The 24,338-nt window shown below is 74.0% G+C and carries 19 protein-coding genes; 8 read left to right on the top strand and 11 right to left on the bottom strand.

The window, feature by feature from the left end:
• On the top strand, positions 1-1,050 hold the full coding sequence (locus tag BX286_RS09330) for a YafY family protein (protein ID WP_167747573.1): 1,050 nt from the start codon (positions 1-3) through the stop codon (positions 1,048-1,050).
• A 138-nt stretch (positions 1,051-1,188) separates the two neighbouring features.
• Here BX286_RS09330 and BX286_RS09325 read toward each other — a convergent pair whose 3' ends face one another.
• Together BX286_RS09325 and BX286_RS09320 are read right to left on the bottom strand one after the other, a co-directional pair.
• Positions 1,189-2,226 carry a phosphatase PAP2 family protein gene (locus tag BX286_RS09325; protein WP_079425459.1) on the bottom strand — a complete coding sequence of 346 codons (1,038 nt, stop codon included), beginning with the start codon at positions 2,224-2,226 and terminating at the stop codon, positions 1,189-1,191.
• 266 nt (positions 2,227-2,492) lie between these two features.
• Entirely contained in the window at positions 2,493-3,629 is a 1,137-nt protein-coding gene (locus tag BX286_RS09320) for a glycosyltransferase family 39 protein (protein ID WP_121014834.1), read from the bottom strand.
• 295 nt (positions 3,630-3,924) lie between these two features.
• Here BX286_RS09320 and BX286_RS09315 point away from each other — a divergent pair, with 295 nt between their 5' ends.
• Positions 3,925-5,667, top strand: coding sequence for an MFS transporter (locus BX286_RS09315; protein ID WP_121014833.1), 1,743 nt, complete (start codon positions 3,925-3,927; stop codon positions 5,665-5,667).
• A 99-nt stretch (positions 5,668-5,766) separates the two neighbouring features.
• Positions 5,767-6,960 (top strand): acyl-CoA dehydrogenase family protein, encoded by a 1,194-nt coding sequence (locus BX286_RS09310; RefSeq protein WP_079425452.1) that lies wholly within the window; start codon positions 5,767-5,769, stop codon positions 6,958-6,960.
• 71 nt (positions 6,961-7,031) lie between these two features.
• Here BX286_RS09310 and BX286_RS09305 read toward each other — a convergent pair whose 3' ends face one another.
• Positions 7,032-7,490, bottom strand: coding sequence for a cell division protein SepF (locus BX286_RS09305; protein ID WP_079425450.1), 459 nt, complete (start codon positions 7,488-7,490; stop codon positions 7,032-7,034).
• A gap of 285 nt (positions 7,491-7,775) precedes the next feature.
• Between BX286_RS09305 and BX286_RS09300 the strand changes: the two genes are divergently transcribed.
• From BX286_RS09300 to BX286_RS09285, 4 genes are all read left to right on the top strand, one after another.
• A complete protein-coding gene (locus BX286_RS09300; protein WP_121014832.1) occupies positions 7,776-9,122 on the top strand; it encodes a DUF5685 family protein in 1,347 nt (448 codons plus the stop codon).
• 108 nt (positions 9,123-9,230) lie between these two features.
• A complete protein-coding gene (locus tag BX286_RS09295) occupies positions 9,231-10,052 on the top strand; it encodes a DUF1684 domain-containing protein (protein ID WP_121014831.1) in 822 nt (273 codons plus the stop codon).
• 162 nt (positions 10,053-10,214) lie between these two features.
• Positions 10,215-11,099 carry a S1 family peptidase gene (locus BX286_RS09290; protein ID WP_121014830.1) on the top strand — a complete coding sequence of 295 codons (885 nt, stop codon included), beginning with the start codon at positions 10,215-10,217 and terminating at the stop codon, positions 11,097-11,099.
• A 94-nt stretch (positions 11,100-11,193) separates the two neighbouring features.
• Positions 11,194-11,673 (top strand): hypothetical protein, encoded by a 480-nt coding sequence (locus BX286_RS09285; RefSeq protein WP_079425443.1) that lies wholly within the window; start codon positions 11,194-11,196, stop codon positions 11,671-11,673.
• Between the two features lie 18 nt (positions 11,674-11,691).
• Here BX286_RS09285 and BX286_RS09280 read toward each other — a convergent pair whose 3' ends face one another.
• The 6 genes from BX286_RS09280 to BX286_RS09255 form a co-directional block, all read right to left on the bottom strand.
• Positions 11,692-12,591: a DUF4231 domain-containing protein gene (locus BX286_RS09280; RefSeq protein ID WP_079431625.1), complete on the bottom strand. Its 900-nt coding sequence runs from the start codon at positions 12,589-12,591 to the stop codon at positions 11,692-11,694.
• A gap of 72 nt (positions 12,592-12,663) precedes the next feature.
• Entirely contained in the window at positions 12,664-16,653 is a 3,990-nt protein-coding gene (gene fxsT / locus BX286_RS09275; protein WP_121014829.1) for an FxSxx-COOH system tetratricopeptide repeat protein, read from the bottom strand.
• Positions 16,637-18,040, bottom strand: a complete 1,404-nt coding sequence (locus tag BX286_RS09270; protein ID WP_187344276.1) for a TIR-like protein FxsC — start codon at positions 18,038-18,040, stop codon at positions 16,637-16,639. The genes fxsT and BX286_RS09270 overlap by 17 nt, the downstream gene beginning before the upstream one ends.
• Before the next feature lie 43 nt (positions 18,041-18,083).
• Positions 18,084-18,977: an aminoglycoside N(3)-acetyltransferase gene (locus tag BX286_RS09265; protein ID WP_261993388.1), complete on the bottom strand. Its 894-nt coding sequence runs from the start codon at positions 18,975-18,977 to the stop codon at positions 18,084-18,086.
• Positions 18,974-21,232, bottom strand: a complete 2,259-nt coding sequence (gene fxsBH, locus BX286_RS09260; RefSeq protein WP_185117258.1) for a radical SAM/SPASM protein FxsBH, inactivated beta-hydroxylase extension form — start codon at positions 21,230-21,232, stop codon at positions 18,974-18,976. The genes BX286_RS09265 and fxsBH overlap by 4 nt, the downstream gene beginning before the upstream one ends.
• 29 nt (positions 21,233-21,261) lie before the next feature.
• Positions 21,262-21,426: an FXSXX-COOH protein gene (locus BX286_RS09255; protein ID WP_100863911.1), complete on the bottom strand. Its 165-nt coding sequence runs from the start codon at positions 21,424-21,426 to the stop codon at positions 21,262-21,264.
• A gap of 243 nt (positions 21,427-21,669) precedes the next feature.
• On the opposite strand from BX286_RS09255, the gene BX286_RS09250 reads away from it, so the two are divergent.
• Positions 21,670-22,248, top strand: coding sequence for an NADPH-dependent FMN reductase (locus BX286_RS09250; protein WP_121014827.1), 579 nt, complete (start codon positions 21,670-21,672; stop codon positions 22,246-22,248).
• Positions 22,249-22,252: 4 nt separating this feature from the next.
• Here the strand turns inward: BX286_RS09250 and BX286_RS09245 are convergent, their stop codons facing one another.
• The gene (locus BX286_RS09245; protein WP_079425435.1) at positions 22,253-23,155 is read right to left on the bottom strand and encodes an alpha/beta fold hydrolase; all 903 of its coding nucleotides are present in this window, start codon (positions 23,153-23,155) and stop codon (positions 22,253-22,255) included.
• Between the two features lie 104 nt (positions 23,156-23,259).
• Complete coding sequence (locus BX286_RS09240; RefSeq protein ID WP_121014826.1) at positions 23,260-24,333, bottom strand: DUF3533 domain-containing protein; 1,074 nt, start codon at positions 24,331-24,333, stop codon at positions 23,260-23,262.
• Between the last annotated feature and the right edge of the window lie 5 nt (positions 24,334-24,338).

The raw sequence follows: 24,338 nt of genomic DNA, 5'->3' as shown, positions 1-24,338 counted from the left end.
GTGCTAGAGACCTCCGCGCGGCTGCTCCGGCTGCTCTCCCTCCTCCAGACCCACCGCGAGTGGACCGGCCCCGACCTCGCCGAGCGGCTGGGGGTCACGCCCCGGACCGTGCGCCGTGACGTCGACCGGTTGCGGGAGCTCGGGTACCCCGTGAACGCCACCCCCGGCACCGGCGGCGGGTACCAGCTCGGTGCGGGGGCGCAGCTGCCCCCGCTGCTGCTCGACGACGACGAGGCCGTCGCGGTCGCCGTCGGACTGCGGACCGCCGCCGGGAACGGGGTCGAGGGGATCGGGGAGGCCTCGGTGCGGGCCCTCGCCAAGCTGGAGCAGGTGCTGCCGGGCCGGCTGCGCGGACGGGTCTCCGCGCTCAACGAGTTCACGGTCCCCATGCTCCGCGGGCCCGGCCGCGACACCGTGGACCCCGCCGTCCTCACCGAGCTCGCCGCCGTGTGCCGGGACGGCGAGCGGCTGCGCTTCGGGTACCGGGACCACGCCGGGGCCGTGAGCCGCCGGACCGTCGAGCCGCACCGGCTCGTGTGCACCGAGCGGCGCTGGTACCTCGTCGCCTGGGACCTCGACCGCGCGGACTGGCGGACCTTCCGCGCCGACCGGATCGAGCCCCGCCCCCCGCACGGCCCGCGGTTCACCCCGCGCCCGGCCCCCGCCGAGGACCTGGCGGCGTACGTCTCCGAGGGGGTCTCGCAACGGGCGTACGCCGTCCGGGCGGTGGTGCGGCTGAGGGTGCCGGCCGAGGCGGCGGCGGGGATCGTGGGACCCGCCGACGGGGTGCTGGAGCCGGTCGACGCGGAGAGCTGTCTGCTGCGGACGGGGGCGGTGAACCTCGACGTTCTGGTGATTCACATCATGATGCTCGGCTGCGAGTTCGAGGTCGTGGAGCCCCCCGCGCTGACCGACCGGATCGCCGCTCTGCGGGACCTTCTCGGCCGTGCGCTGGAAGGCGTCGGAGAGCACGGGAATTCCGGCCGCGGGGATTTGAATTCCGCCGGCGGAATCGCCGGGCGGGCGGCGGCGGCCGTCGACAACCCGTGACACAAGCGTGACCCGGTACGGAGGAACCTCTGGGCGCGCGGCTGACGGGCCGGACATATGAACGGCGGGCCGGTTCGTGGAACCGGCCCGCCGTCGTGGTGCGGGGTGGGGCGTGCGTACCGTCCCCGCGGGGGTGCGTCAGCCGCCGGTGGCGGGACGCGCGCTGCGGGCGGCCGCCCGCTCGGTGTGCGCCGGGCGGCGGCTGCCGGCCGGGGTGACCGGGGTCCGCTCGGAGCGGATCAGGTGCGGCCGGGACGCCGGGTGGGCGTGCGCGGCGGGCCGCAGCGCGGGGGAGTGCCCGGCGGGCGCCGGGACGGCGACGGGCGCCGCCTCGGCCGGCCGGGGCCGCCACTTGCCGCCCGCCGAGAGCAGCGGGGTGAGCGCGGCGGCGACGGGCTCGGAGACCCGGCCCTCCTCCAGCCGGCGGCGCCACTGCTCGCGCACCTCGAAGACGTAGGCCTCGGAGCGGGCGATGAGCGGCTCGAACCAGGGCAGCGCCAGCATGATGAGCAGGCCGGCGGTCCAGCCGAGCAGGACGTCGCTCACCCAGTGGGTGCCGAGGTAGACCGTGGTGGCGCCGACGCTGAGCGACAGCACCCCGGAGAGGATGGACAACACCCGGCGGGTGACCGTGGTGGAGGCCAGGTAGGCCAGGATCCCCCAGGTCACGACGGCGTTGGCGGTGTGGCCGGAAGGGAATATATCGCCGCCCGCGAAGAGCTCGGCGGAGCCGATCTGGGTGGCGTAGTGCGGGCCGAGCCGGCCGAGGCCCAGCTTCACGGAGCCCACGGTGATGTTCAGCAGCAGCAGGGCCACGCCGAGGGCGATCAGCGGGCGCAGGGTGTGCTGGCGCCAGGAGCGCCAGCCGAGCCAGGCCGCGACCATCACCGCAGTGGGTCCGCGCTGGCCGAGGACGACCAGGTAGTCGAGGAAGGCGTGGATCTGCGGCCACTGCTCGTACGGCCGGAAGAACATGATCTGCCAGTCCAGGCGGACGAGCCAGGACGTCGTCAGCACGGCCACGACGATCGCCAGGTAGAAGGCGAGGGTCGCGCAGAGCAGCACGACGCGGTGCCGGCTCATCTGCGGGGTCTGCAGATGAGCCGGTCGCTCTGGTTCCCTGTCCAGCCGGGCGAACACCGGCTCCAGACGGGACAGCAATTGATCGGTACGCACTCAATCGACGTTACCGCGCGTCGAAGCACGGCCCGTGCGAATCGCACGCTTTGTGATGACCATGTGATGTGGAGTGCGTCTCACGCGGGACTTAATTGCCGTTATTCCGCCCCCGGTTGGAACTCCCCGGATTCCACTCCCGGAGTGCTGCCCCGCCAATTGTCCGCGCGCTTACGGGGGGTTTATCGCCGCAGCTCAATTCCTTTGCGCAATCATGGATTGGAATGATCCATTCCGTGATCCTGGGAGGCGGCGGAGGACCGGGCTCACGGCGGGCCCGAGCCGTTCAGCCAGAACGCCCCGTAGACCGCCGAGACCAGGGCGAGACCCCCGACGACCGCCGCCGCCCGCCAGGCCGGCCCGCGGGCCAGCGCCACCGCCGGCGGCAGCATCAGCGGGAACGCCGGCAGCAGCAGCCGCGGCTTGGAGCCGAAGTACCCCGAGGCGCACAGCGCCAGCGCCACCACGATCCCGCAGTAGACGAGGAGCACGGCCGGCAGGCGGCGCCGTACGCACAGCCCGTACAGCCACAGCACCAGCAGCACCCCCGCGATCAGGCCCACCCCCGCGAGGAAGGCGGACGAGGCCAGCCGCGCCCCGATGAACCGGGCGAAGGCCCAGCCCCCGTCGAAGCCGTTGCCCCAGCCCGCCTGCACGTCCAGGTAGCCCGTCAGCCCCCCGCCGGTCCGGGCCCCCACCCACAGCGCGTACGCCGCCGCCCCCGCCGGGGCCAGCAGCACCCCCGCCGCCATCCGCCACGAGCGCTCCCCGCGCCGCCACGCCAGAACGGCGGCCACCCACACCGCCGCGACCACCGCCGCCCCGACCGGGCGGGTCAGCCCCGCCCCCGCCGCGAGCAGGCCCGCCGCGAGCCAGCGCCCGCGCAGCGCCGCGTACAGGGCCCAGGCGGCCAGGGCGGTGAACAGCGACTCGCTGTACGCCATGGACTGGACGATCCCCACCGGCAGCGCCGCCCACAGCGCCACGGCCAGCACGCCGGCCCGCCGCCCGTGGAGCAGATCGGCGACGGCGAAGATCCCCCAGGCGGCGGCGAGCCCCGCCACCGCCGAGACCACCAGGCCCGCCGAACCGTACGAGAGCCCGGTGGGCGCCGCCACCAGCCGCTCCAGCCACGGCAGCAGCGGGAAGAACGCCAGGTTGGAGTGGACGGCCCCGTTCGGCAGGACCACCTCGTACCCGTACCCCTGCGCGGCGATCCGGGCGTACCAGAGGGAGTCCCAGCGCGCCGACAGCAGCGTGTGCGGGCTGCTGCCGGCCGCCGCGGACCACACTGCGAGCACGGCCAGCCCGAGCAGCCGGACCGCGGCGAACGCGGCGAGCGCGGGCGCGGCCCGGCACGGGCCGGGGCCGGGGCCCTTGGGGGGAGCGTCGGAGGCGGGCACAGTTGTCACGGACACGAGTATCAACGGCCCGGCCACCGGCCCCGGAACCAGAACCACGGGCCGTGACCGGGCGTGTACGCAGGGGGAAGGAGGGCCGGGGCGAGTGGTGCACACCACAACGGGGCCGCCGCCGGGATGAGAGCTTGACCACGTGCCGGGCACACGAACTCGCGTACGCTGACCCTTCACTCGCGTGTCGATGCCGGACCCCGTAGGACGCCGCACTGGGCACCACCCCGCGGCGCCACACGACGCTGGTCCGCCGAGTGCGAGGGATCACCTGGGAGGTACATGGATGTCGGGGACGAACACGGCCGGCGACAGGAAGCCCTCCCTGCGGCAGCGGATCACCGAGGCCTCCGGCGGCGCCAACCGCTGGGTCGTCCTCGCGGTCCTCTGCGTCAGCCTGGTGCTCGTCGCGCTCGACGCGACGATCCTGCACGTCGCCGTCCCCGCCGTCACCGAAGACCTGCGCCCCGGCTCCCAGGAACTGCTGTGGATCGTCGACGCCTACCCGCTGGTGTGCGCCGCGCTGCTGATCCTCTTCGGCACCCTGGGCGACCGGGTCGGCCGCCGCCGGATCCTGCTCCTCGGCTACACGCTCTTCGGCGTGGCCTCCGCCATCGCCGCCCTGGCCGGTGACGCCCAGGTGCTGATCGCCGCCCGCGCCCTGCTCGGCGTCGGCGGAGCGATGATCATGCCCGCCACGCTGTCGATCCTGCGGCAGGTCTTCCCCGACCGGCGCGAGCGGGCCCTGGCCATCGGCATCTGGACCGCCGTCGCCGCGATCGGCGCCGCGAGCGGGCCGGTCCTGGGCGGGTTCCTCGTCCAGCACTTCTGGTGGGGCTCCGTCTTCCTCATCAACATCCCGCTCATGGCGCTGATCCTGCCGCTGGGCCGCTGGCTGCTGCCCGAGTCCCGGGGGGCGGCCGACGGGCCCTGGGACGTGCTGGGCGCGCTGATGGCCGCGGCCGGTGTGCTCGGCGTGGTCCTCGGGGTCAAACGGATCGGTGCCGAACGCCAGCTCACCGACCTGCGGGCGCTGGTCCCGCTGGCCCTCGGCGTGCTGCTGCTGGTCCTCTTCGCACGCCGCCAGAGGCGGCGCGAGCACCCGCTGATCGACATGCGGATGTTCTCCCGGGTGGCCTTCTCCACCTCCGTCGGCTGCATCGTGCTCGCCATGCTGGCCCTGGTCGGCCTGGAGCTGATCGCCGTCCAGTACCTCCAGCTGGTGCTGCGCCTGAGCCCGCTGGAGACCGGCCTGCGGCTGCTGCCGCTGACCTTCGCCGCCATGGCCGCCGGGGCCACCGGCTCGTACACCCTCCAGCGGGTCGGACCGCGCACGATGGTCTCGCTGGGCTTCGTGCTGACCGCCGGCGCGGTGCTGCTGCTGACGCTGATGGGCCAGCACGACCGGCCCGTGCTGCTGACCGCCGGGTTCGTGCTGCTGGGCTTCGGCCTCCAGACCACCCTCTTCGCGGCGTACGAGTCCATGCTGAGCGAGGCCCCGGTGGAGGCCGCCGGAGGCGCCGCCTCCATAGGCGAGACCTCGTACCAGCTCGGCGCCGGCATGGGCATCGCCCTGCTCGGCAGCGTGATGAACGCCGCCTACCGGCCCGGTCTGCTCGGCGTGCCGGGGGTGCCGGCCGAGGACTCGGCGGGGGCCGCGAACTCCCTCGGCGAGGCCTACCAGATCGCCGCCCACCTCGGCGGTCCGGCGGGGCGCTCCCTGGCGGAGGCCGCCCGGCACTCCTTCGTGCACGGGCTACACGTCACCCTGGTGGTCAGCGCGGGCCTGCTGCTGGCGGGCGCGGTGATGGCGCTGAAGCTGCCGCGCACCATGGAGAACGCCGACCAGGCCGGCTGCGGCGCCCCTGCCGGCGGCGCGGCGGGCACCGGCGGGTCCGGCGCCGGGGCCCGGGCCTCCGTCCGGCTGCCCGCGCAGCCCAAGGCCCAGGCCGCCGCGGCCTCCGCGCCCCGGATCCCCGGCCCGGGCAAGCCCGAGCGGGACCCGGCGGTCGGCGGCCGCCCGGCCTGACCGGCCCGGCCCGGTCGGGCCGGGGGTGGACCCGGGGCGGGAGCGGCGACAAACTTGCACCGCTAGGTTTCGCCCCACGCGCCTGCCGGGAGGCCCCTCTTGTCCGCGTCGTCCGCGCCGAAGAACCCGTTCGTCCCCACCGATCCGCTCGGGCTCGACGAACTCCTCAGCCCCGAGGACCTCGCCGTCCGCGACACCGTCCGTACCTGGGCCGCCGACCGGGTCCTGCCGCACATCGCCCAGTGGTACGAGGCCGGCGAACTGCCCGGCATCCGCGAACTGGCCCGCGAACTCGGCTCCATCGGCGCCCTCGGCATGTCCCTGACCGGCTACGGCTGCGCGGGCGCGAGCGCCGTCCAGTACGGCCTCGCCTGCCTGGAGCTGGAGGCCGCCGACTCCGGGATCCGCTCCCTGGTCTCCGTCCAGGGCTCCCTCGCCATGTACGCGATCTGGAAGTACGGCTCCGAGGAGCAGAAGCAGCGCTGGCTGCCGGGCATGGCGGCCGGCGAGCTGATCGGCTGCTTCGGGCTGACCGAGCCCGACGTCGGCTCCGACCCCGCCGCGATGCGCACCCACGCCAAGCGGGAGGGCTCCGACTGGATCCTCAACGGGCGCAAGATGTGGATCACCAACGGCTCGGTGGCCTCCGTGGCCGTGGTCTGGGCGCAGACGGACGAGGGGATCCGCGGCTTCGCCGTCCCCACCGACACGCCGGGCTTCTCCGCCCCGGAGATCAAGCACAAGTGGTCGCTGCGCGCCTCGGTGACGAGCGAGCTGGTGATGGACGACGTACGGCTGCCCGCGGACGCGGTGCTGCCCGGGGTCACCGGGCTCAAGGGGCCGCTGGGCTGCCTCAGCCACGCGCGGTACGGGATCGTCTGGGGGTCCATGGGCGCGGCACGCGCCAGTTTCGAGGCCGCGCTCGACTACGCGCGGACGCGGGAGCAGTTCGGCCGGCCGATCGGCGGCTTCCAGCTCACCCAGGCCAAGCTGGCCGACATGGCGCTTGAACTCCACAAGGGCATCCTGCTCGCCCACCACCTGGGCCGGCGCATGGACGCGGGGACCCTGCGGCCGGAGCAGATCAGCTTCGGCAAGCTCAACAACGTCCGCGAGGCCATCGACATCTGCCGCACCGCGCGGACCGTGCTCGGGGCCAACGGGATCTCCCTGGAGTACCCCGTCATGCGGCACGCCACCAACCTGGAGTCGGTGCTCACCTACGAGGGCACCGTGGAGATGCACCAGCTGGTGCTGGGCAAGGCGCTCACCGGGCTCGACGCCTTCCGGTAAGCCCGCGAGCTCCCCCGGCTACCTCCCCCGGACCCCGTCCGGGGGGACCTCCAGAGGTGCCCCCGCCTTGCTCAGCTCTGGTTGAAGAAGTCGCGGGAGCGGCCGCCCGCCTCACCGCTGACGATCTGGGTGTCGGCCGGGGTCAGGAGGAAGACCCTGGTCGCCACCCGCTCGATGGAGCCGCGCAGCCCGAAGGTCAGGCCCGCCGCGAAGTCGACCACGCGCTTGGCGTCGGTCGGGTCCATGGAGGACAGGTTCACGATCACCGGGACGCCCTCGCGGAAGAGCTCGCCGATGCCGCGCGCGTCGCGGAACCCGTCCGGGGTCACCGTCGCGATCCGCCGGCCCCGCTCGACCGCGGACTCCGAGGCCACGCGCACCCGCGGGTCGGTGACCCACTGGTCGCCGGGCCCGGCGACCGAGCCCTGCCGGCCGTCCACCGCCTCCGCGTAGTCGTCGTCGTAGTACCGCTCGTCGTCGTTGTCCTCCACGAGACCCAACCAGGCGCTCGCCTTGCGTACCGAACCCATGGACGCCTCCTTTCACCGTGGCCAGTCTGACTTCTGCTCCGCTGCCCCTATGGTCGTCCATCATGCTGACAACGCGCCAAGTGGATAGCCGCCGCGCAGTGGTTTCGTGACGGGACTGGTGCAGAACATCCGTTGCACCGGCGAGGTTCCCGGCCACTGCCGCTGCTGACTGAGTGAAAATACGACCGCCGCTGCCGACCGGGTGAGGCGCTGGGGCGTACGGGTGAACGAGTTGGCTGGATACGATGCCCCGGAAACACGCGGATGACACACGGGGGAAGCGGTTTGTTCGGCATCGTCAGACCTTGTACGCACCGGCTCGGCGACCGCTTCAAGACGGAGTGGATGGCCCATCTCTGCGGTCTGTGCCTGGCACTTCGGGGTGACCACGGCCAGTTCGCCCGGATCGTCACGAACTACGACGGGCTGCTGGTCTCCGTTCTGACGGAAGCTCAGTCGGGTCCGCTGCCCGGCGCGCGGCGCACCGCGGGCCCCTGCCCGCTGCGCGGCATGCGCACCGCACCGGTCGCCAACGGCGAGGGCGCCCGGCTCGCGGCCGCCGTGTCGCTGGTGCTCGCCTCCGCGAAGGTGCGCGATCACGTGGCCGACCGGGACGGCCTGTTGGCCCGCGCCCCGATGGCCGCCGCCGCGCGCCGGGTGGCCCGGGGCTGGGACCGGGCCGGTGCCCGGACCGGGGCCTCGCTCGGCTTCGACACGGCCGTGCTGGTCGACGCCGTGGACCGGCAGGGCGGCATCGAGAGCCTGGCCGGCCCGGGCACGCCCGTGCTGGTGGTCACCGAGCCGACGGAGACCGCGACCGCGGCCGCCTTCGCTCATACCGCGGTCCTGGCGGGACGGCCAGGCAACGCCGCGCCGCTGGCCGAGGCCGGGCGTTACTTCGGGCGGCTCGCCCACCTGCTGGACGCCGTCGAGGACCAGGCCGCCGACGCCGCCGCGGGCGCCTGGAACCCGCTCACCGCGACCGGGACCTCCCGCACCGAGGCCCGCCGGCTGTGCGACGACGCGCTGCACGGCATCAAGCTGGCGCTGCGCGAGGCGGAGTTCGCCGACGCGGGGCTCGCGCACCGGCTGCTGGTGCACGAGCTGCGCATCTCGGTGGACCGGGCCTTCGGCACCACCTCCTGCGAGCACGGCCACGCGCCCGCGAACTCGGCCGGGCAGGGCTACGGCCTGCCCCCGCAGGGCTACCCGCCGCAGGGCTACGACCCGAACGCCCAGGGCGGGTACGGGCAGGGCGGCGGCCCCTACGGCCAGGGCGCCGGGCCGTACGGCCAGAACCCCTACGGCGGCGGCGCGCCGCAGTACGCCCCCGGCGGTCCGGGCATGCCGCCCCCGATGGGCCCGGGCGGTCCCGGCGGCGGTGGCGGCCACGGCGGCGGCGGGCTGCCCCCGCAGAAACCGCGCCGGGGCCTGCTGCACGGCTGCGCGGTGGCCATTGGGCTGTTCTGCACCTGCCAGATCTGCTGCACCGACTACGAGGGCCCCTGGTCCCGCAAGAAGCGCGACGCCTGGTGCGACGACTGCGACTGCGACTGCTGCAACGGCGACGGCTGCGAGTGCTGCAACTGTGCCGACTGCTGCTGCAACGGCTGCGACTGCGACTGCGGCTGAGCCCCCGAGGGCTCCGGTGGCTGAGCAGGCGTCAGTTCCCGCTGCCCGCAGGCCCGTACGGCGTACGGGGGGATTCCCGCCCGGGTCCGCCGGGAAGGGCTGAGCGGCATGAGCGACGACGAAGCGACCACGGCCTGGCGGCGGTGGCACGAGCGGCGCGTGGCCACCGTCTCCGCCCCCTACGGACCCCTTTCGCTGACCGGCACCTACTGGATCTCCGAGTCGGTGCCGGAGGACCTGGAAGGTCGAATTCCGGCCGTTCCGGGGCGCTGGCGCGCCACCGCCGACGGCGTGGTGGTGAGCGCCTGCGCCGAGGACGGCCTGGAGCTCGACGGCACACCCCTCGACGGGGAGGCACTGCTGGCCGCCGACGAGGGGCGGCCGGCGGACTCCCGCCTGACCGCGGGCGCCGTCCGCCTGGTGGTGATCCGGCGCGCGGGGGAGTGGGCGGTGCGCACCTACGACCCCGGCTCCGCCGCCCGGCGCGCCTTCCAGGGCATCGAGGCCACCCCCTACGACCCGGCGTTCGCCCTGCCGGGCCGGTTCCGCCCCTACGGCGAGGAGCGGACCGTCCAGGTCGAGAACGCCGACGGGCGCGCCCGCGGGCTCGGCCTCGGCGGCGAGCTGCTGTTCGAGCGCGCGGGCGACCGGCACCGCCTCCAGGTGGCCGTCGACGGGGACGACGGCAGTCTCTGGGCCGTCTTCGCCGATGCCACCAGCGGGGACTCCAGCTACCGGTTCCGCTTCCTGCGGCCCGGCACCCCGGATCCGGACGGGGGCGTCGTCGTCGACCTCAACCGCGCCCTGCTGCCGCCCTGTGCCTTCGCCGACCACTTCGTCTGCCCGTTCCCGCCCCCCGGGAACACCCTGCCCTTCGCGGTCGCCGCAGGCGAGCGACGGCTGAAAGGAGCCCTTGCCGCCGGTAACTGACGCCAGGACACTCCCGTTCAGCGTCATCCGGCGGACTTGTCAGGGGCACGGCGAAACGTTCGGCCGACGGCCGCGCGCCCGCCGCGCCCTCCCCCCGCCGCTCAAGGGCTCCGGCACCCCCACGACCGCCGGGCCCCAGACCCCCCTCCGGGAGGACGTGAAGTGAGGACCAACAGCACCGCCCGACTCCGGCTGCTCGCCGTGGCCACCGGTCTCGCCGCCGTCGCCGCGATCGCCGCCCCCACCGCCGCCAGCGCCGACTCCGCCGACACCGGCTTCAGCGCCGCCCGGCTCGCCGCCGCCGGAGCCTCCGTGCTGCGCGCCGACGTCGCCGGCACCGCCTGGCACACCGACCCCGCCACCGGGACCCTCGTGGTCACCGCCGACTCCACCGTCACCCAGGCCGACCTGGCCAGAATCCGCCGCGAGGCCGGACCCGACGCCGCCGCCCTGCGCATCGAACGCACCCCCGGCAAGATCAGGAAGCTGCTCTCCGGCGGCGACGCCATCTACGCCACCAGCTGGCGCTGCTCGCTCGGCTTCAACGTCCGCAGCGGCAGCAACTACTACGTCCTGACGGCCGGCCACTGCACCGACGGCGCGGGCAGCTGGTGGACCAGCACCTCCCACACCACCACCATCGGCACCACCGTGGGCTCCAGCTTCCCCACCAACGACTACGGCCTCATCAAGTACGCCAGCAACTCCCCGGTCCCGCCCGGCACCGTCGGCAGCCAGGACATCACCTCCGCCGCCGATGCCACCAACGGCATGTCCGTCACCCGCCGCGGCTCCACCACCGGCATCCACAGCGGCTCCGTCACCGGCCTCAACGCCACCGTGAACTACGGCAACGGCGACATCGTCTACGGCATGATCAAGACCAACGTCTGCGCCGAACCCGGCGACAGCGGCGGCCCCCTGTACTCCGGCAGCCGCGCCGTCGGCCTCACCTCCGGCGGCAGCGGCAACTGCAGCTCCGGCGGCACCACCTTCTTCCAGCCCGTCACCGAGGCCCTGAGCGCCTACGGCGTCAGCGTCTACTGACGCCGCCGTAGCCCCGCCCCGGCCCGCAGGCCCCCTGGACGTCCTCCCGCCTTCTGGGAGGATGTCCAGGGCGTCCACGGGGGGAGGATCTCGGATGAAGCGGATCGGCGTGACGGGGCACCGGTCGATCCCCGACACCTGCCTCGCCCAGGTCGAGGAGGGCCTGAGGGCCGTGCTCGGCGGGCTCCCGGGGCCGCTGGAGGCCCTTTCCAGCCTCGCCGACGGAGCCGACCAGCTCTTCGCCGCCATCGCCCTCGAATACGGCGCCGAACTGACCGTCGTCATCCCCAGCGGGGACTACGAGGACACCTTCGAGGACAGCCGCGGCCTCGCCGCGTACCGCCGCCTCAAGGAGCGGGCCACCCAGCAGGTCGTGATGGCCTTCCCCCGCTCCACCGACGAGGCCTACTACGCCGCCGGCACCTACATCGCCGAGACCTGCGACCGGCTCGTCGCCGTCTGGGACGGCCTCCCGGCCCGCGGGCACGGCGGCACCGGCGAGATCGTCGCCTACGCCCGGGCCCTGGGCAAACCCGTCACCGTCATCTGGCCCGAGGGCGCGGCCCGCGACTGAACCGCGCCCCCGCCGCCCTCAACTGCTGTGCCGGGCAAGCCAGTCGGTGTGCTGCGGCGACACGTACCGCTCCGTCTCGTACACCGCCGACGGCCACTGCGACTCCGTGATCGTCGTCTGCATCACGACCATCATCGCCGACAGGTCCTGCTCGATCAGCGTGTGCGCCTCGATCAGCGGATGGTGGCGGCGCACCTCGTTCCAGGCGATCGCCGCCGCCGCGGCCGCGCTCGTCACCCCCGCCGCAGCCGTTGCCCCCGGACCCGAACCGAACGCCCCGGACAGCGCGAACACCAGCCCCAGACAGGTCAGCAGCACGATCGTCCACGACCACAGCGCGGTCGCCCGCCGCGAGCCCTCCGCCCTGCGCTGGTACCAGGTCCGCTGCTCGATCAGCCGGTCCCGGACGTACGTCTCCCGGCGCACCTGGTACTCCAGCCCCCGCAGCCGCTGCATCGCGCCCGTGATCTCCGCTCCCTCCGGCACCAGACCCTCCGCCCGCGGATCCCGCCAGCCCATCTTGCGCAGCTCGTCCAGCCCCTTCTCCAGCCGCGCCCGGTACACCCCCTCCACCCCGGCGACCTCGCTGCCGAACGGCGCCCCGTGCACGGCGTACCGCCACGCCAGCGACTTGATGAACTCGGCCGCGCTCCGGTTGAGCTGCCACTGCGGGCGGGCCCGCCGCCGCGTCGCCCGTACGCCCACGGCCAGCACCCCCGCGTACGCCAGCGCGCTCAGCGCCGCGCACAGGTGCAGCCCGCCCGCCGCGGGCCCCGGCGGAAGGGCCGCCGCCCCCGCGGCCACGACCAGCAGCACCAGCTGCGCCCGCGTGGCCTGGACGGACTCCCGCTGCCGGGAGACCGCCGCCTGATCGGTGTGGTGGAAGAGGACCGGCAGGTCCTCGCCCCGGAAGGTCATGCTGTCGGTCACGGCGCCCCCTGCGCTCGTTCCCGGGCGGCGGGACCGCGAAGCCCCGCCGCCCTCGTCGGATCACACCGCCAGCGGCTCCAGGTCCCGGTGGACCCGCCGCTCGTCACGCGCGTACCGGGTCAGACCGTGGTCCTCCCCGAGCAGCCGCGCCAGCTCGGACACCGCCTCCGCCCGCACCCGTGCCGCCTCCTCCTTGCGGCCCGTCATGTCCAGGCTCACCGCCATGTTCGACGAGAGCGCCAGGGTCTCCGGGTGGTGCGCCCCGAGCGCCGCCCGCAGCCGCGCCACCGCCCCCCGCTCCAGCTCCAGGGCGCCCTCCGGATCACCGAGGTCCGCCCGGGCGTTGGCCAGGTTCAGGTGCGCGAAGATGGTGTGCGGGTGGTCGTCGCCCAGCACCTCGCGCATGCTGAGGATCGTCTGCCGCAGCAGCGGCTCCGCCGTCTCCGCCGCGCCCGCCCCCCAGTGGAAGACCGCCAGGTTGTTCAGCGCGGCCAGGGTGTACGGGTGCTTCTCGCCCGGCACCTTCATGTACTCGTCCACCACCTCCTGCGCCAGGTCCCGTGCCGCGCCCGGATCACCGGTCGCGAACAAGTCCGAGGCCAGGTTCAGTTCGCAGGCCAGCAGGTCGGGGTTGACCGAGGTGTACTTGGCCCGGTACCGGTTGCGGGTCGCCGTCGTCAGCCGCAGCGCGTCCTCCAGCTCCCCGGCCCGCCGCAGCGACACCGCCAGGTTCTTCGCCGCCGACAGGGTGCCCGGGAAGGCCCGGCCCAGCGTCCGCTTGTAGATGTCGTACGTCCGCCCCAGCAGCTGCACCGAATCCTCGTACCGGCCCACCTCGCGCAGGTCCCGGGCCAGGTTCTGCGCCGAGGACAGGGTGTACGGGTGGTCCGGGCCGAGCACCTCCGTGCGCCGGTCGAAGACCTCCTGGTCGATCTCCCTGGCCCGGGCGTACTGCCCCACCATGCGCAGGTTCAGCGCCAGGTTGTTCGCCGCGGCCAGGGTGCGCGGGTGCGCCTCGTGGAAGATCTGCCCGAAGCCCTCGTGCGCCGCCGTCGCCAGCTCCATCGCCTCGCCGTACCGGCCGAGCGCACCCAGGTCCATCGCCAGACCGCTGGTGGTCATGTACGTGTGCGGGTGCGAGGGGCCCAGCGCCGCCCGCTGCCGCTCCAGCGTCACCTCGTCCAGCTCCTTGGCCTCCACGAACCGGCCCTGCGAGCGCAGGATGTTCGACAGGTGGAAGCGCAGGTACAGGTACTGGAGGTCGTCGCTGCCGAGCATCTCCCGCCACGCCTCGCGCAGCTCCTCGCCCAGGGTGTACGCGGCCTTGAAGTCACCGCGCTTCCACAGGTAGCGGACCCGGTCGATCAGCAGCCGGCGGGTCTCCGGCTCCTTGCAGAACCGCGCCTCCGACGGGCTCAGGTGCGGCCAGATCGTGTTGAACTTCGGCCAGGTCGCCGGGTTGTCTATCGGCTCGTCGTCGTCCGGGCGCGCCCCCGCCAGGATCCGGTGCACCGCGTGCCGGGCCTCGCGCTGCTCCTCCTCCGACAGCTGCGCCCGGATCACGGCCTGGACCAGCCGGTGCACCTGGATGCTGTTGCCGACCTGGTCGACCTTGGCCATCGCGAACCGGCCGATCTCCCGGATCACCCGGCCCAGCACCAGCTTCTCCTGGAGGGAGGCGTCGTACGGCTTGAGCGCGTCGATCATCTCCTTGCTGTAGAGCAGGTTCGCGGAGATCGGCTCGGGCGCGAAGAAGGCGCACAGCTGGAGCAGGCGCACGGCGGCGGGGGAGCGGGACTGGAGCCGCTCTATGGACACGTTCCAGGTCGCGGCCACCGGCTGCGGGTACCCGGCCGGCTGGTTCAGGCCCAGCACCCGTGCGGTCTGCTCGGCCAGCTGCTCCAGGTACGCGGAGACCGGGGTGGCCGTCTCCGCGATCCAGGCCCCGGCCTGCTCGACGGCCAGCGGCAGGTCGCCCACCGCGTCGGCCACCTGCTCGGCGTCCTCCTTGGTGAGTCCGGGCGCCCGCCGCTGGAGGTGCTCGACGGACTCCTCGCGCAGGAACACGTCCACCGGCAGCGCGTCCCCGTACTGGGACCAGGACTGGTTGCGGGAGGTCACCAGCACGTGCCCCGGACCGCCCGGCGGGAAGAACCGCTTGAGCGTCTCGGGGTCGTCGGCGTTGTCGAAGACCAGCAGCCAGCGCGAGGTCGGCACGCCCCGGCGCAGCAGGTCGATGGCCTCCTGGGAGGCGGCCGCCATGTCCTCGCCGGTCTGCGCGCCCAGGCGTACGGCGAGTTCGGCGAGGGCCGCGACCACGTCGTCGGTCTGCTCCGAGGAGATCCACCACACCAGGTCGTAGTCGGCCATGAACCGGTGCACGTACTCCAGGGCCACCTGCGTCTTGCCGACGCCGCCGAGCCCGTACAGGGTCTGCGGCTGCGGCAGCACCACGGCCATGCCGCCGCCCAGCTGGTCGCGCATCCGCTCCAGCACGATGCTGCGGCCGGTGAACCCGGGGTTGCGGGGCGGTGCGTTCCAGATCTTGGGGACGGTCCCCGGGAAGCGGGGGCCGGGCTGGGAGGCGCCGGCGACGGTGTCGGCGAGGGCCGCCGGCCGCTCCACCGCGCGCAGCAGGGCGGCGGTGGCGTGCACCTCGTCGAGGCGGAACAGGTCCACCGGGTTGCGGTCGATGTAGGGCGTGGCCAGGCGCACGTCGCCCACGCGCAGCGGCACCAGGTGGCGCCGTCCCCCGGTGGGGTCCTCGGCGGCGGCCCGGTTCCACACGTCCACGGCCCGGGCCGACTTGAGGTAGGCGCTGGAGAGCAGCACCACCGTGCGGCCGGCGGTGTCGAGGCTGATGCCCGTCCCGCCGCCCAGGGTGCCGCCGCTGCCGCCCCCCTCGGGGGCCGGCGGGCGCTCGGCGGAGACGTCCTTGGGCACGACCCGGAAGCCGGCCCGGGTGAGCACCGACTCGATCCAGTCGGCCCACATCCGGTTCTCGGCGACGTAGGAGAGGAACAGGTCGGCGGGCAGGGCCGGACGGCGCCGGGTGAAGGCGTCCCGGATCCGCAGCCGGACCTCCTCGGCGATCACCGGCATGGAGGTGACCTCGCCCTCGGTCACCACCGCCGTCAGCCGCTCGAAGGCGGAGAGCAGCGAGTTGGTGAGCCCCGCCTCGTCGCCGAAGGTGGCCAGGGTCTCCTCGTAGGCGTAGTACGGGCGGTAGGGGATCTCCACCGCGCCCCAGTAGGCGGTCAGCTCGTCCCCCACGAGCCCGCCGGGGAACCGGTCGAACTTGATCCGGGCCAGGGCCCGGCCCGCGTCGGCCTTCTCCTTCTCGCCCTCGTCGATGCGCATCGGCACGGGGTAGATCCTGATCCCGCGGTCGTTGAACCGCTCGTCGATCTGCCGGGCGACGGAGGCGGCGCCGTCGATGGACTGGTCGGAGAGGGTGAAGCAGTCGACCAGGACGTCGGGGAGGTGGACGGTGCAGATGTCGGCGATGTCGGACAGGCCGGTGCGGCTGTCGATCAGGACGTAGTCGTAGTTGCGCTTCATGTCGGCCCGCAGGGCGTCGAAGAAGAGGCCGCCGCCGAGCCGGTCGTAGAAGTTGTCCCAGTCGAAGGTGGAGACGGTCGCCGAGTACTCGCGGTTCTGCCGGCCCGCCGACACGAAGTCGAGGGTGCCGCCGTCGGGGAAGTCCCAGCCCAGGTTCTCCGGGCTGAGCGAGACGGCGTGCGGTTCTATCCGGGCGTAGTCCTTGTGCCAGTCGGCGGCCCGCTGCACCGGGCTGGTGGCGGCCCACGCGTACTCGCTGATCAGGTCGATGACCCCGGTGGTGGCCCCGAGCGTGGAGGGGTCCAGGAAGGGGTGGAAGAAGCGGTGCAGGCCGGGGGCCTCCAGGTCCCAGTCCACGGCGAGCACCCGCTTGCCGTTGGAGGCGAGGATCCAGGCGGTGTTGGCCAGCGCCATCGTGCGGCCGGTCCCGCCCTTGTACGAGTAGAAGGTGACGATGCGTCCGTCTCGGCTGTCACGACTGGCTGTCATCCGCGTCCCCCCGGTCGGTGTCGGTGCTGTCGTCGGCTGTGTCGTTCCCCTCGGGCCCGTACGGGTGCGCGGTGGGCGGGAAGGGGGCCGGCGTCGGGTCGCTCATCCCCATCGGCCCGACCAGGCGCCGGCGTTCGGTGGGGGTGTGCCCGGCCGGCGGGTACGCCTGGGCGCGTCTGAGGAACTGCTGGGCGGCCGCCTCGACCACCTGCGGGAGGATCTGCCCGAGCGTCTCCAGGCTGGCCACGCCGTTGGCGGCGGCCCGGCAGGCGGCCCGGCCCTGGCTCATCTTGACCGGCAGGGTCTCCTCCAGCCGGCCGGCCAGTTCCTCCTCCTTGGCCCGGCTCTGGTGGTCGTAGCGGTTCCACGGCACCACCACGTTGATCCACGGGCGGTGCTCCTGGTCGAAGGCGGCCAGGCGCTGGCGGCGGTGCTCGTCCTCCACCGCCCAGCGGTCGACGATCAGGATCTCCGGCCGGGTGGGCGGCTGTTTGCTGTCGAAGTGGCCGGCCTCGTCGTCGAAGGAGGCCAGTGTGGTCTGGTAGTTGAGGTTCTTGACCAGCTCCTCGGCCACGTACGCGACCGGCCGCCGGGAGGCGGGGTGGTACGGGTTCCACTCCAGGGCGTTCTCCCCGTAGTACTCGGGGCTGCGGCCCTCCGGCAGGTCGTGCCGGGAGGCGGCGGCCACCGTCACGTGGAGGGTGCGGGCGGAGGGGCTGCCGTGGCGGCCTCCGGCCGGGCCGAAGGCGCTGGGCACCACCCGGTAGTCCAGCGGGCGGACCGGCTTGAGGCGCACGGTCTCGGCCACGCCGACGATATGGCGGGCCAGTTCGTACACGGCGTGCTCGTACTGTTCCGCGTAGCCCCGGAGTTTGATCAGCCCGTACAGCCCGTCGGTCACGTAGCGCTCGCCGAAGGTGCTGTGGTTGAACTGCAACCGCTCTGCGGGCAGGGGGAGCTGGGAGGGCGGCACCGGAACCCACAGGGCGGGGACGATGGCCTCGGTCTTCTCGTCGCTGGCGGCGCCCACCTGGATGGCCCGCTGGGCGAAGGCGAACCACTCCTTCCCGCACATCTGGCTGGCGAAGTAGCGCGGCGAGAACAGGGGGACGAAGACCCGGCAGGTGGCGAGCGCCGCCCCGAGCCGTTCCGACCAGCCCTCGCCGTTGCGTATCTCGCGGTCCATGAAGCCGACCTCGGAGCCGGCGGGCAGGCTGGTCAGCGCCATGATGTGGTTGCAGAGATCACGGAAGAGCCGCTCCACCCACATGTCCGGGTCGGGTCCTCCCGGCCCGAACCTCGGTGTATGCGCGTAACTGAGAAAAAAATACGGCTGCACTGATGCGGGCACACGACCCCCGTCCCGAAGATGCGAGCGAAGGAACATCATTCCGGAGCTCCCTCGCCACATCCCCTCCTCGTTCAGTCAATCAGCGTCTGTTTTCGGTCATCCAGGTCTGGGCGTGATCGACCGCGTCCGTGATCGAGAAGAGGACGGCGGGCGCCGCGCCCACCTTTCCCCGGCGCAGGAGCGAATCCGGGAATGCCCGGCCGATCTCCGTGAAATCACTGTCGTCCAGGGCGACGTCCTCGTACCTGGTCCACTCCCCCTCGTGCCCCTTCCCCCGCCGTCCGCCCGGAAGGTTCACCTTCACCACACAGTCGTACATGCGCAAGGGGGGCTTCGGAATTCGGTACTCCGCGAGGTGGAAAGCGGTGCAGGACGCGAATCCCACATTGATCATGAGAACCTGTCCCCCCTCCCAGCACAGTTTTCCCAGCGGGGAATCCTCGCCCAGATGGCATTCCAGCCGGTGTTCCGCGCAGATCCGGTGCGCGTCCGCGCCGAGCGCGGCGAAGGAGGTCTGCGGATGGCCGCTGCGGGCGGCGCCCGGCGCGGTACGGACCGCCTCGGCGAAGGCGCCCATGCCCTGGCTCGGGGTGCGCTGCGGGTCGAAGGCGGGCATCCGCGCGCGGAAGGCGGCCACCTCGTCCGCGTCGAGCCCGGAGATCCGGGCCAGGTGGGCGGAGGAGGTGAGGGAGTTCTCCGCGGTGAAGGCCGGGACCACCAGGGTGCCCTGGGGTCCCAGCACCCCGGTCAGGGCCTCGCGCAGCGTCTGCGGGTGCAGACCGGTGCCGCCGAGCGCCGCGTGCACCAGCAGCCGCCGTCCGGGGCGCACGCCGAGCAGCCGCAGCTGGACGGCCAGGGCGAGGGCGCCCGGGGGCGCGGGCTCGGATAAGGAACGCGGCACCCGGGGCGCGGAGTTCCCGCGCGGCGGGGAGTTCTCGCGCCGCGGGGAGGTCATGCGCGGCGGGGAGGTCATGCGTCCACCGCCTTCAGTTCCCAGCGCAGTTCCTCCACCAGCCGCTTGCCGGTCACCGTCAGCTCGGCCGCCTCCGCCAGCTGGTCCAGGGCCCGGTGGATCCGGTCCAGTCCGCCCGGCTCCTGGGTGGTCGTGGCCCGCCGGTACGCCTCCACCGCCACCCGCTCGTGCACGTCGGCCAGCAGCCGCGACACCGGCACCGGCCGGGTCCGCCAGGGGGACGGGTGCTGCCAGGCCCCGTCCAGCGCGTACAGGTCGGCCACCTCGGTCAGCGCCCGCAGCCGGGCCCGCCGCCGCCCGGTCAGCAGGGCCAGCGCGGTCTCCCGCACCCCGGCCGCGTACGGCACCCCGAGCGCGCCCGGCCCGTGCCGCCCGGCCTCGCCCCAGCCCTGCGCCCGGGGGCCGCCGGCGAGGGGGGTCAGGGTGCTCAGTCCGGCGGCGGCCGCCCGGGCGAACTCGGGGACGGTGCGGTGCAGCAACGCCCAGGCCGCGTCGAGCCGGCGCCGCCACGCGTCGGCCTCGCCGGCGCCGAGCCGCAGCCGGGGCGGGCGGGCGAAGCAGTTGCGGTACGGGTCCAGGTCCTCCAGTGCCACCGGCTGCTGCTGCGGCCCCGGCCGCCAGGTCCGTACGGGCAGCCAGCGGGCGTCGCCCGCCGCCGGGCCGAAGCGGTGCTCGGTGCGGCCCGCCCGGACCACCGCGTAACCCTCGCCGGTGGCGTGCAGCGCGGCCCGGCCCTGCGTACCGGGCTCCCCGAGCCGCAGCAGGCCCAGCGTGGGGAGGTACACCTCGCCGTCCCGGTACGCCACCTCGGCCGCCGGCTCCAGCCCCCCGCGCAGTACGGCGGCCGCCGCCAGCGCGGCCAGCCTGCGGGCGGCGCCCGGGGCGTCCAGACGGCCCTCGCGGGCGGCGTCCAGGGCCTCCAGCACCCAGGTCCGGGTGAACGGGTGGCCCAGTACGGCGTCCAGCGCGTCCGGGTCCGCCCCCTCGACCCCGGTCAGCAGCTCCCAGGCCCGCGCCCAGTCCGCGTCGGCGGCCAGCTCGCCGTGCAGCCGGGCCAGCAGCGCGCGGGTCAGCTCCTCCTGGGAACGGGCGAGCTCGGCCGGGTCGGCCAGTTCCGGCGCGGTCGCCCGGGCGGCCGTCCGGCCCTCCACGCCCTCCACCAGTTCCCGCAGGTCGGAGCAGTAGACCGAGGGGTTGTCGAAGCCCGCGCCGCCGGCGCCGTCCTCCCGGTAGCGGTGGGTGTAGAGCCCGCCGCCGCACGAACGTACGACAGGGCACCGCCGGCACGTGGCGCTGACGCCCGCGAGCCCCAGCTGCCGGGCCCGCACGCCCGGGTGGGCCGCCACCAGGTCGAAGGGGTGGTCGAAGACGTTGAACCCGGTGGCGGCGGCCCCCTCGAAGGCGCTCTTGAGGGAGTCGACCTGCTCCAGCGTCCCGTCGGTCTCGACGACGACCAGGTCGGTCGGGGCCAGCCCCAGGGACTCCGTCAGGCTCGGTCCGCCGCGCAGGGTGGACAGCAGGGACTCGAAGAGCCGGACGGGCACCGGCCGTCCCAGCTGCTCCCAGCGGTCGAAGGCCCGCAGCAGCCAGCGGGCGTACGCGTCCGGCGCACCGCCGGGCCGGGGCGGCGGGGTCTGCCAGGTGGCGTGGGGGAGCAGGAAGTCCACCCGGGGCGGCTCCAGCGCGACCAGGGCGTCCAGGACGGCGACCGGGTCGTTGGCCACGTCCACGGTGCACAACAGGCCCTGGTAGAGGTGGCGGTAGGGCTCCGAGCGCAGCAGGGCGAGCGCCGCCAGGACCAGCGGGTGGCTGGAGCGGCCGTCGGCGAAGCGCCGGTGGCGGTCGTTGGCCGCGCGGTCCCCGTCGAGGGAGATGCCGACCCGGACGTCGTACTCGGCGAAGAGGTCCAGGTAACGGCGGCTCAGCTGAAGCCCGTTGGTGTGGATCCGCAGGTCGAGGGCGGCCGTCCCGGCGAGCGCGCGGGTGAACTCCTCGCAGGCGAGGCGGAGTCGGTCCGGGCCCGCCAGCAGGGGTTCCCCTCCGTGGAAGATCACCGTGACGGAGGGGAGTGCATGGTCACGGGCATGTTCGGCGAGCCGCGACGCGGTCCGGGAAATGACCCCGGGGGAGATCACTTTCGGCCGGGCTCGCCAGCTCTGATCAGCGTGTTCGTAGACATAGCAATGATCACATGCAAGATCGCATCTGCTGTGCACCTTCAGGACGATCTCGCGAAATGCGATCAGGCCGGTCATTCCACCAGTCTAGAGCGCGTACTGCATTGTCAGAGCGCAGAGTTGAAGATCGGTGCCTGCGCGTGACGGCCGGATTCCGACGGCAGTACCCGGCCGAGGGCCGCGGCGACGGGCGCACTGCGGACGTCGATCTTGTCGAGCGGGACCCGGCGGTCCTTGTCCGCGCCGGTCGGCGGGGTGGCGGAAGTGTTCATGGCACCGTCCTCGGGGAGGCCGTAGGGAATGGGAGGGAATGACTCCGGCGCGCCGCCGGCGTCTGGCTCGGACTTTACTCGTCCGCACCCCATTGGCAACCGAGACATGACGCCTGGTCAAGCGTTCTATAGAAAGAGTGGGGGAATAATCGAGGTGCCGTATTCGGCCGTTCGCCGCACGGCAAGATCCAGTTCTCCGAGGGTGCCGGGCGGGTGCCCGGATCCGGTCGGTAGCGTGGGCGGATGCCCACGTCACCCGCACTTCCCGTCATCCTGCTCCTCTCCGGGAGCCTGCGCGCCGGCTCGGTCAACGAAGCCGTGCTGCGCACCGCCGAATCCGTGGCCGCGCAGTCCGCCGCCGGGGCGCCCGCGTCCGTGACCGCCGTGCGCTACGAAGGCCTCGGGGACCTCCCGCACTTCAACCCCGACGAGGACACCGACCCGCTGCCCGCCCCCGTGGCCGCGCTGCGCGGGGCGATCGCCGGGGCGGCGGCGCTGCTGGTCTGCGCCCCGGAGTACGCGGGCACCCTGCCGGGCTCGTTCAAGAACCTCCTCGACTGGACGGTGGGCGGCAGCGAGATCTCCGGCAAGCCCGTGGCCTGGGTGAACGCGGCAGCCCCGGGCCGGGGCGGAGGCGCCGAGGCCACGCTGCGCACGGTCCTCGGCTACACCGGCGCGGCCGTCGTCGACGCCGCCTGCGTACGGATCCCGGTGGACCGGGGGACGGTCGGCGCCGACGGGACCGTCACCGACCCCGCCGTCCGCGCCCGCCTGGCCGAGGTGCTGGGCCTGCTCGCCGGGGCGGCACGGGACACGCCGTAGGCCCTCAGGCCGGCTGCTGTTCCTCCACGGAGGGGGCGGGCAGTTCGCGCAGCAGCCAGGTGAGGACGTGGGGCAGCGCGCGCAGGGCCGCGAAGTGCGCGGCGTCCGGGTCGATGGTGGTGGTGGCGCCGGGGATGCGGCGGCCCAGCCAGCGGGCGTGGCCCACGGGGGAGAACACGTCGAGCTCCCCGTGCCAGATCAGCACGGGGCAGCGGATGTCGGCGGGGTCGAACCCCCACGGGCTGCTGGCGGCGAGCATGTCGTCGATCCACCCGTACGCCGAAGTGCGCACCCCCTCACGGTAGTTGCGCAGCAGCATCGACCGCAGGCCCGCGTCCGAGACGATCATCCGGTCGCTGGCGGTCAGCTCCCGGCGCAGCTCGTCCAGCAGCCGCCCGGGGTCCCGCGCGATACCGCTGGCGCGCGGGATCAGCCGGGCCGTGAGCTCCTCGGGGTCGGCGGCGGCGGTGGTGTACTCCCGGACGTTCGAGGCGGCCATCCCGGCGAACCAGTCCAGGTCCTCCGCGTCCCGGGGCGCGATCGGGACCAGGGCCGCCGTCCGCGTCACCCGCTCCGGCAGCAGCGCGGCGCAGGCCAGGGCTCCGGGGGCGCCGCCCGAGCGGCCGGCCACGGCGAAGGTGTCCACGCCGAGGGCGTCGGCGACGGCGGCCACGTCCTGGGCCACGTCGGCCACCGTGCGCCCCGGATGGCGGTCGGAGCCGCCGTAGCCGGGCCGGTCGTAGGCGATGAGCCGCACCCGCCGCTGGTAGAGGACCATGCCCCGGGGGGCCGGGCCGAGCCGGCTGCCGGGCATGCCGTGGAGCAGGAATACGGGTTTGCCGTCCGGGTCGCCCCAGTGTTCCGCCGTCAGGACGCGTCCGTCAGCGGTGCGCACCTCTTCGCGCACGCGCTCCCTCCCTCACGTCAGGCACGAGCAGTCAGGGTGATTGTGCTCCCGGGGAGGGCGAAGCGATAGGGCGCGACGGCCGGTCCTGAGGGTTCGGACAGCCCTTAGGACGGGCCGCTGCCCACCGCGGCCCCCGGCCGGCCGCGGCGGACGACCGCGCAGGCCAGGGTGACGGCGGCCCCGGCCACCGCCCAGGCGGACAGGACCAGCATCGGGCCGGCCGCGCCGTTGCCCCGGAAGTAGGCGAGGGAACGCGCCGCGTACGTGCCGGCGCCCGGCGGCATGGCCGGGCCGATCGCCCGCCAGAACGGCGGCAGCAGCGGGTACGGGTAGGCGCCGCCCGCGCTGGGGTTGCCGAAGACCACGACCAGCAGGATCGCCAGGCCGATGCCGACCACCCCCGCCAGCCCCTGGAGGGCCAGGGTGAGCGCGCCGACCGCGAAGACCACCAGGGTGCCGAGCCCCCACAGGGCCGGGACCGGGCCGGGCAGGGCGCCCAGCACCGGGCCCGCGATGACCGCGCCGAGCAGCCCGGCGGCGATCGCGTACAGCAGCAGCGCGCCGAGCCGGATGACGGCGCGGTGGACGTTCGCGGGCCGGGCGCCGGCGCTGATGGCGAGGATCGCGGCGCACAGGTAGCCGCCCACGCACCAGCCGACCACCAGGTAGAAGGAGCTCAGGCCGCGGCTGTCGCCCTGGTCGGCGGGGGCCACGTCCACGACGGCCAGCTCGCGGCCCTGGGACTTCTCGGCCAGGCCGATTACCTGCTCCAGGGCCTGGGAGAGGGAGGCCCCGGCGCCGCTCGCCACCAGCAGCCGGTCGTCCGGGCGGGCCGGGTCGACGATCAGCGCGCCGTCCGCCTCCCGGTTCCGGATCCGGGCGAGTGCCGTCGCCTCGTCCGCGACCGCCCGCGGGTCGAGCGGCTTGCCGGGCAGGGCGGCGAGCCGCTCCGCGGTCCGGGCGGCGAGCGGCTGCGCGGGGGCGGCCACCGCGAGGGGGATCTCGCGGGGCCGCGGGTGGTGGAAGGCCCCGATGTACGAGGTGATGAAGGCGAGCTGGAGGGCCAGCACCCCCAGGACCAGCACGGCGGCCCGGGTGGTCACGGCGTCCTTGATCTCGGCGAGGAACCCGCCGGAGGCGGCCGCGTCGGTGTCGGTGCGGGGGGTGGGCTGGGTCATGTCCC

The sequence above is a fragment of the Streptomyces sp. 3211.6 genome (assembly GCF_003634815.1).
Lineage (GTDB): Bacteria > Actinomycetota > Actinomycetes > Streptomycetales > Streptomycetaceae > Streptomyces > Streptomyces katrae_A.
Note: the sequence above shows the minus strand (reverse complement) of the source record. Positions and strands in the feature narration are given on the sequence as shown.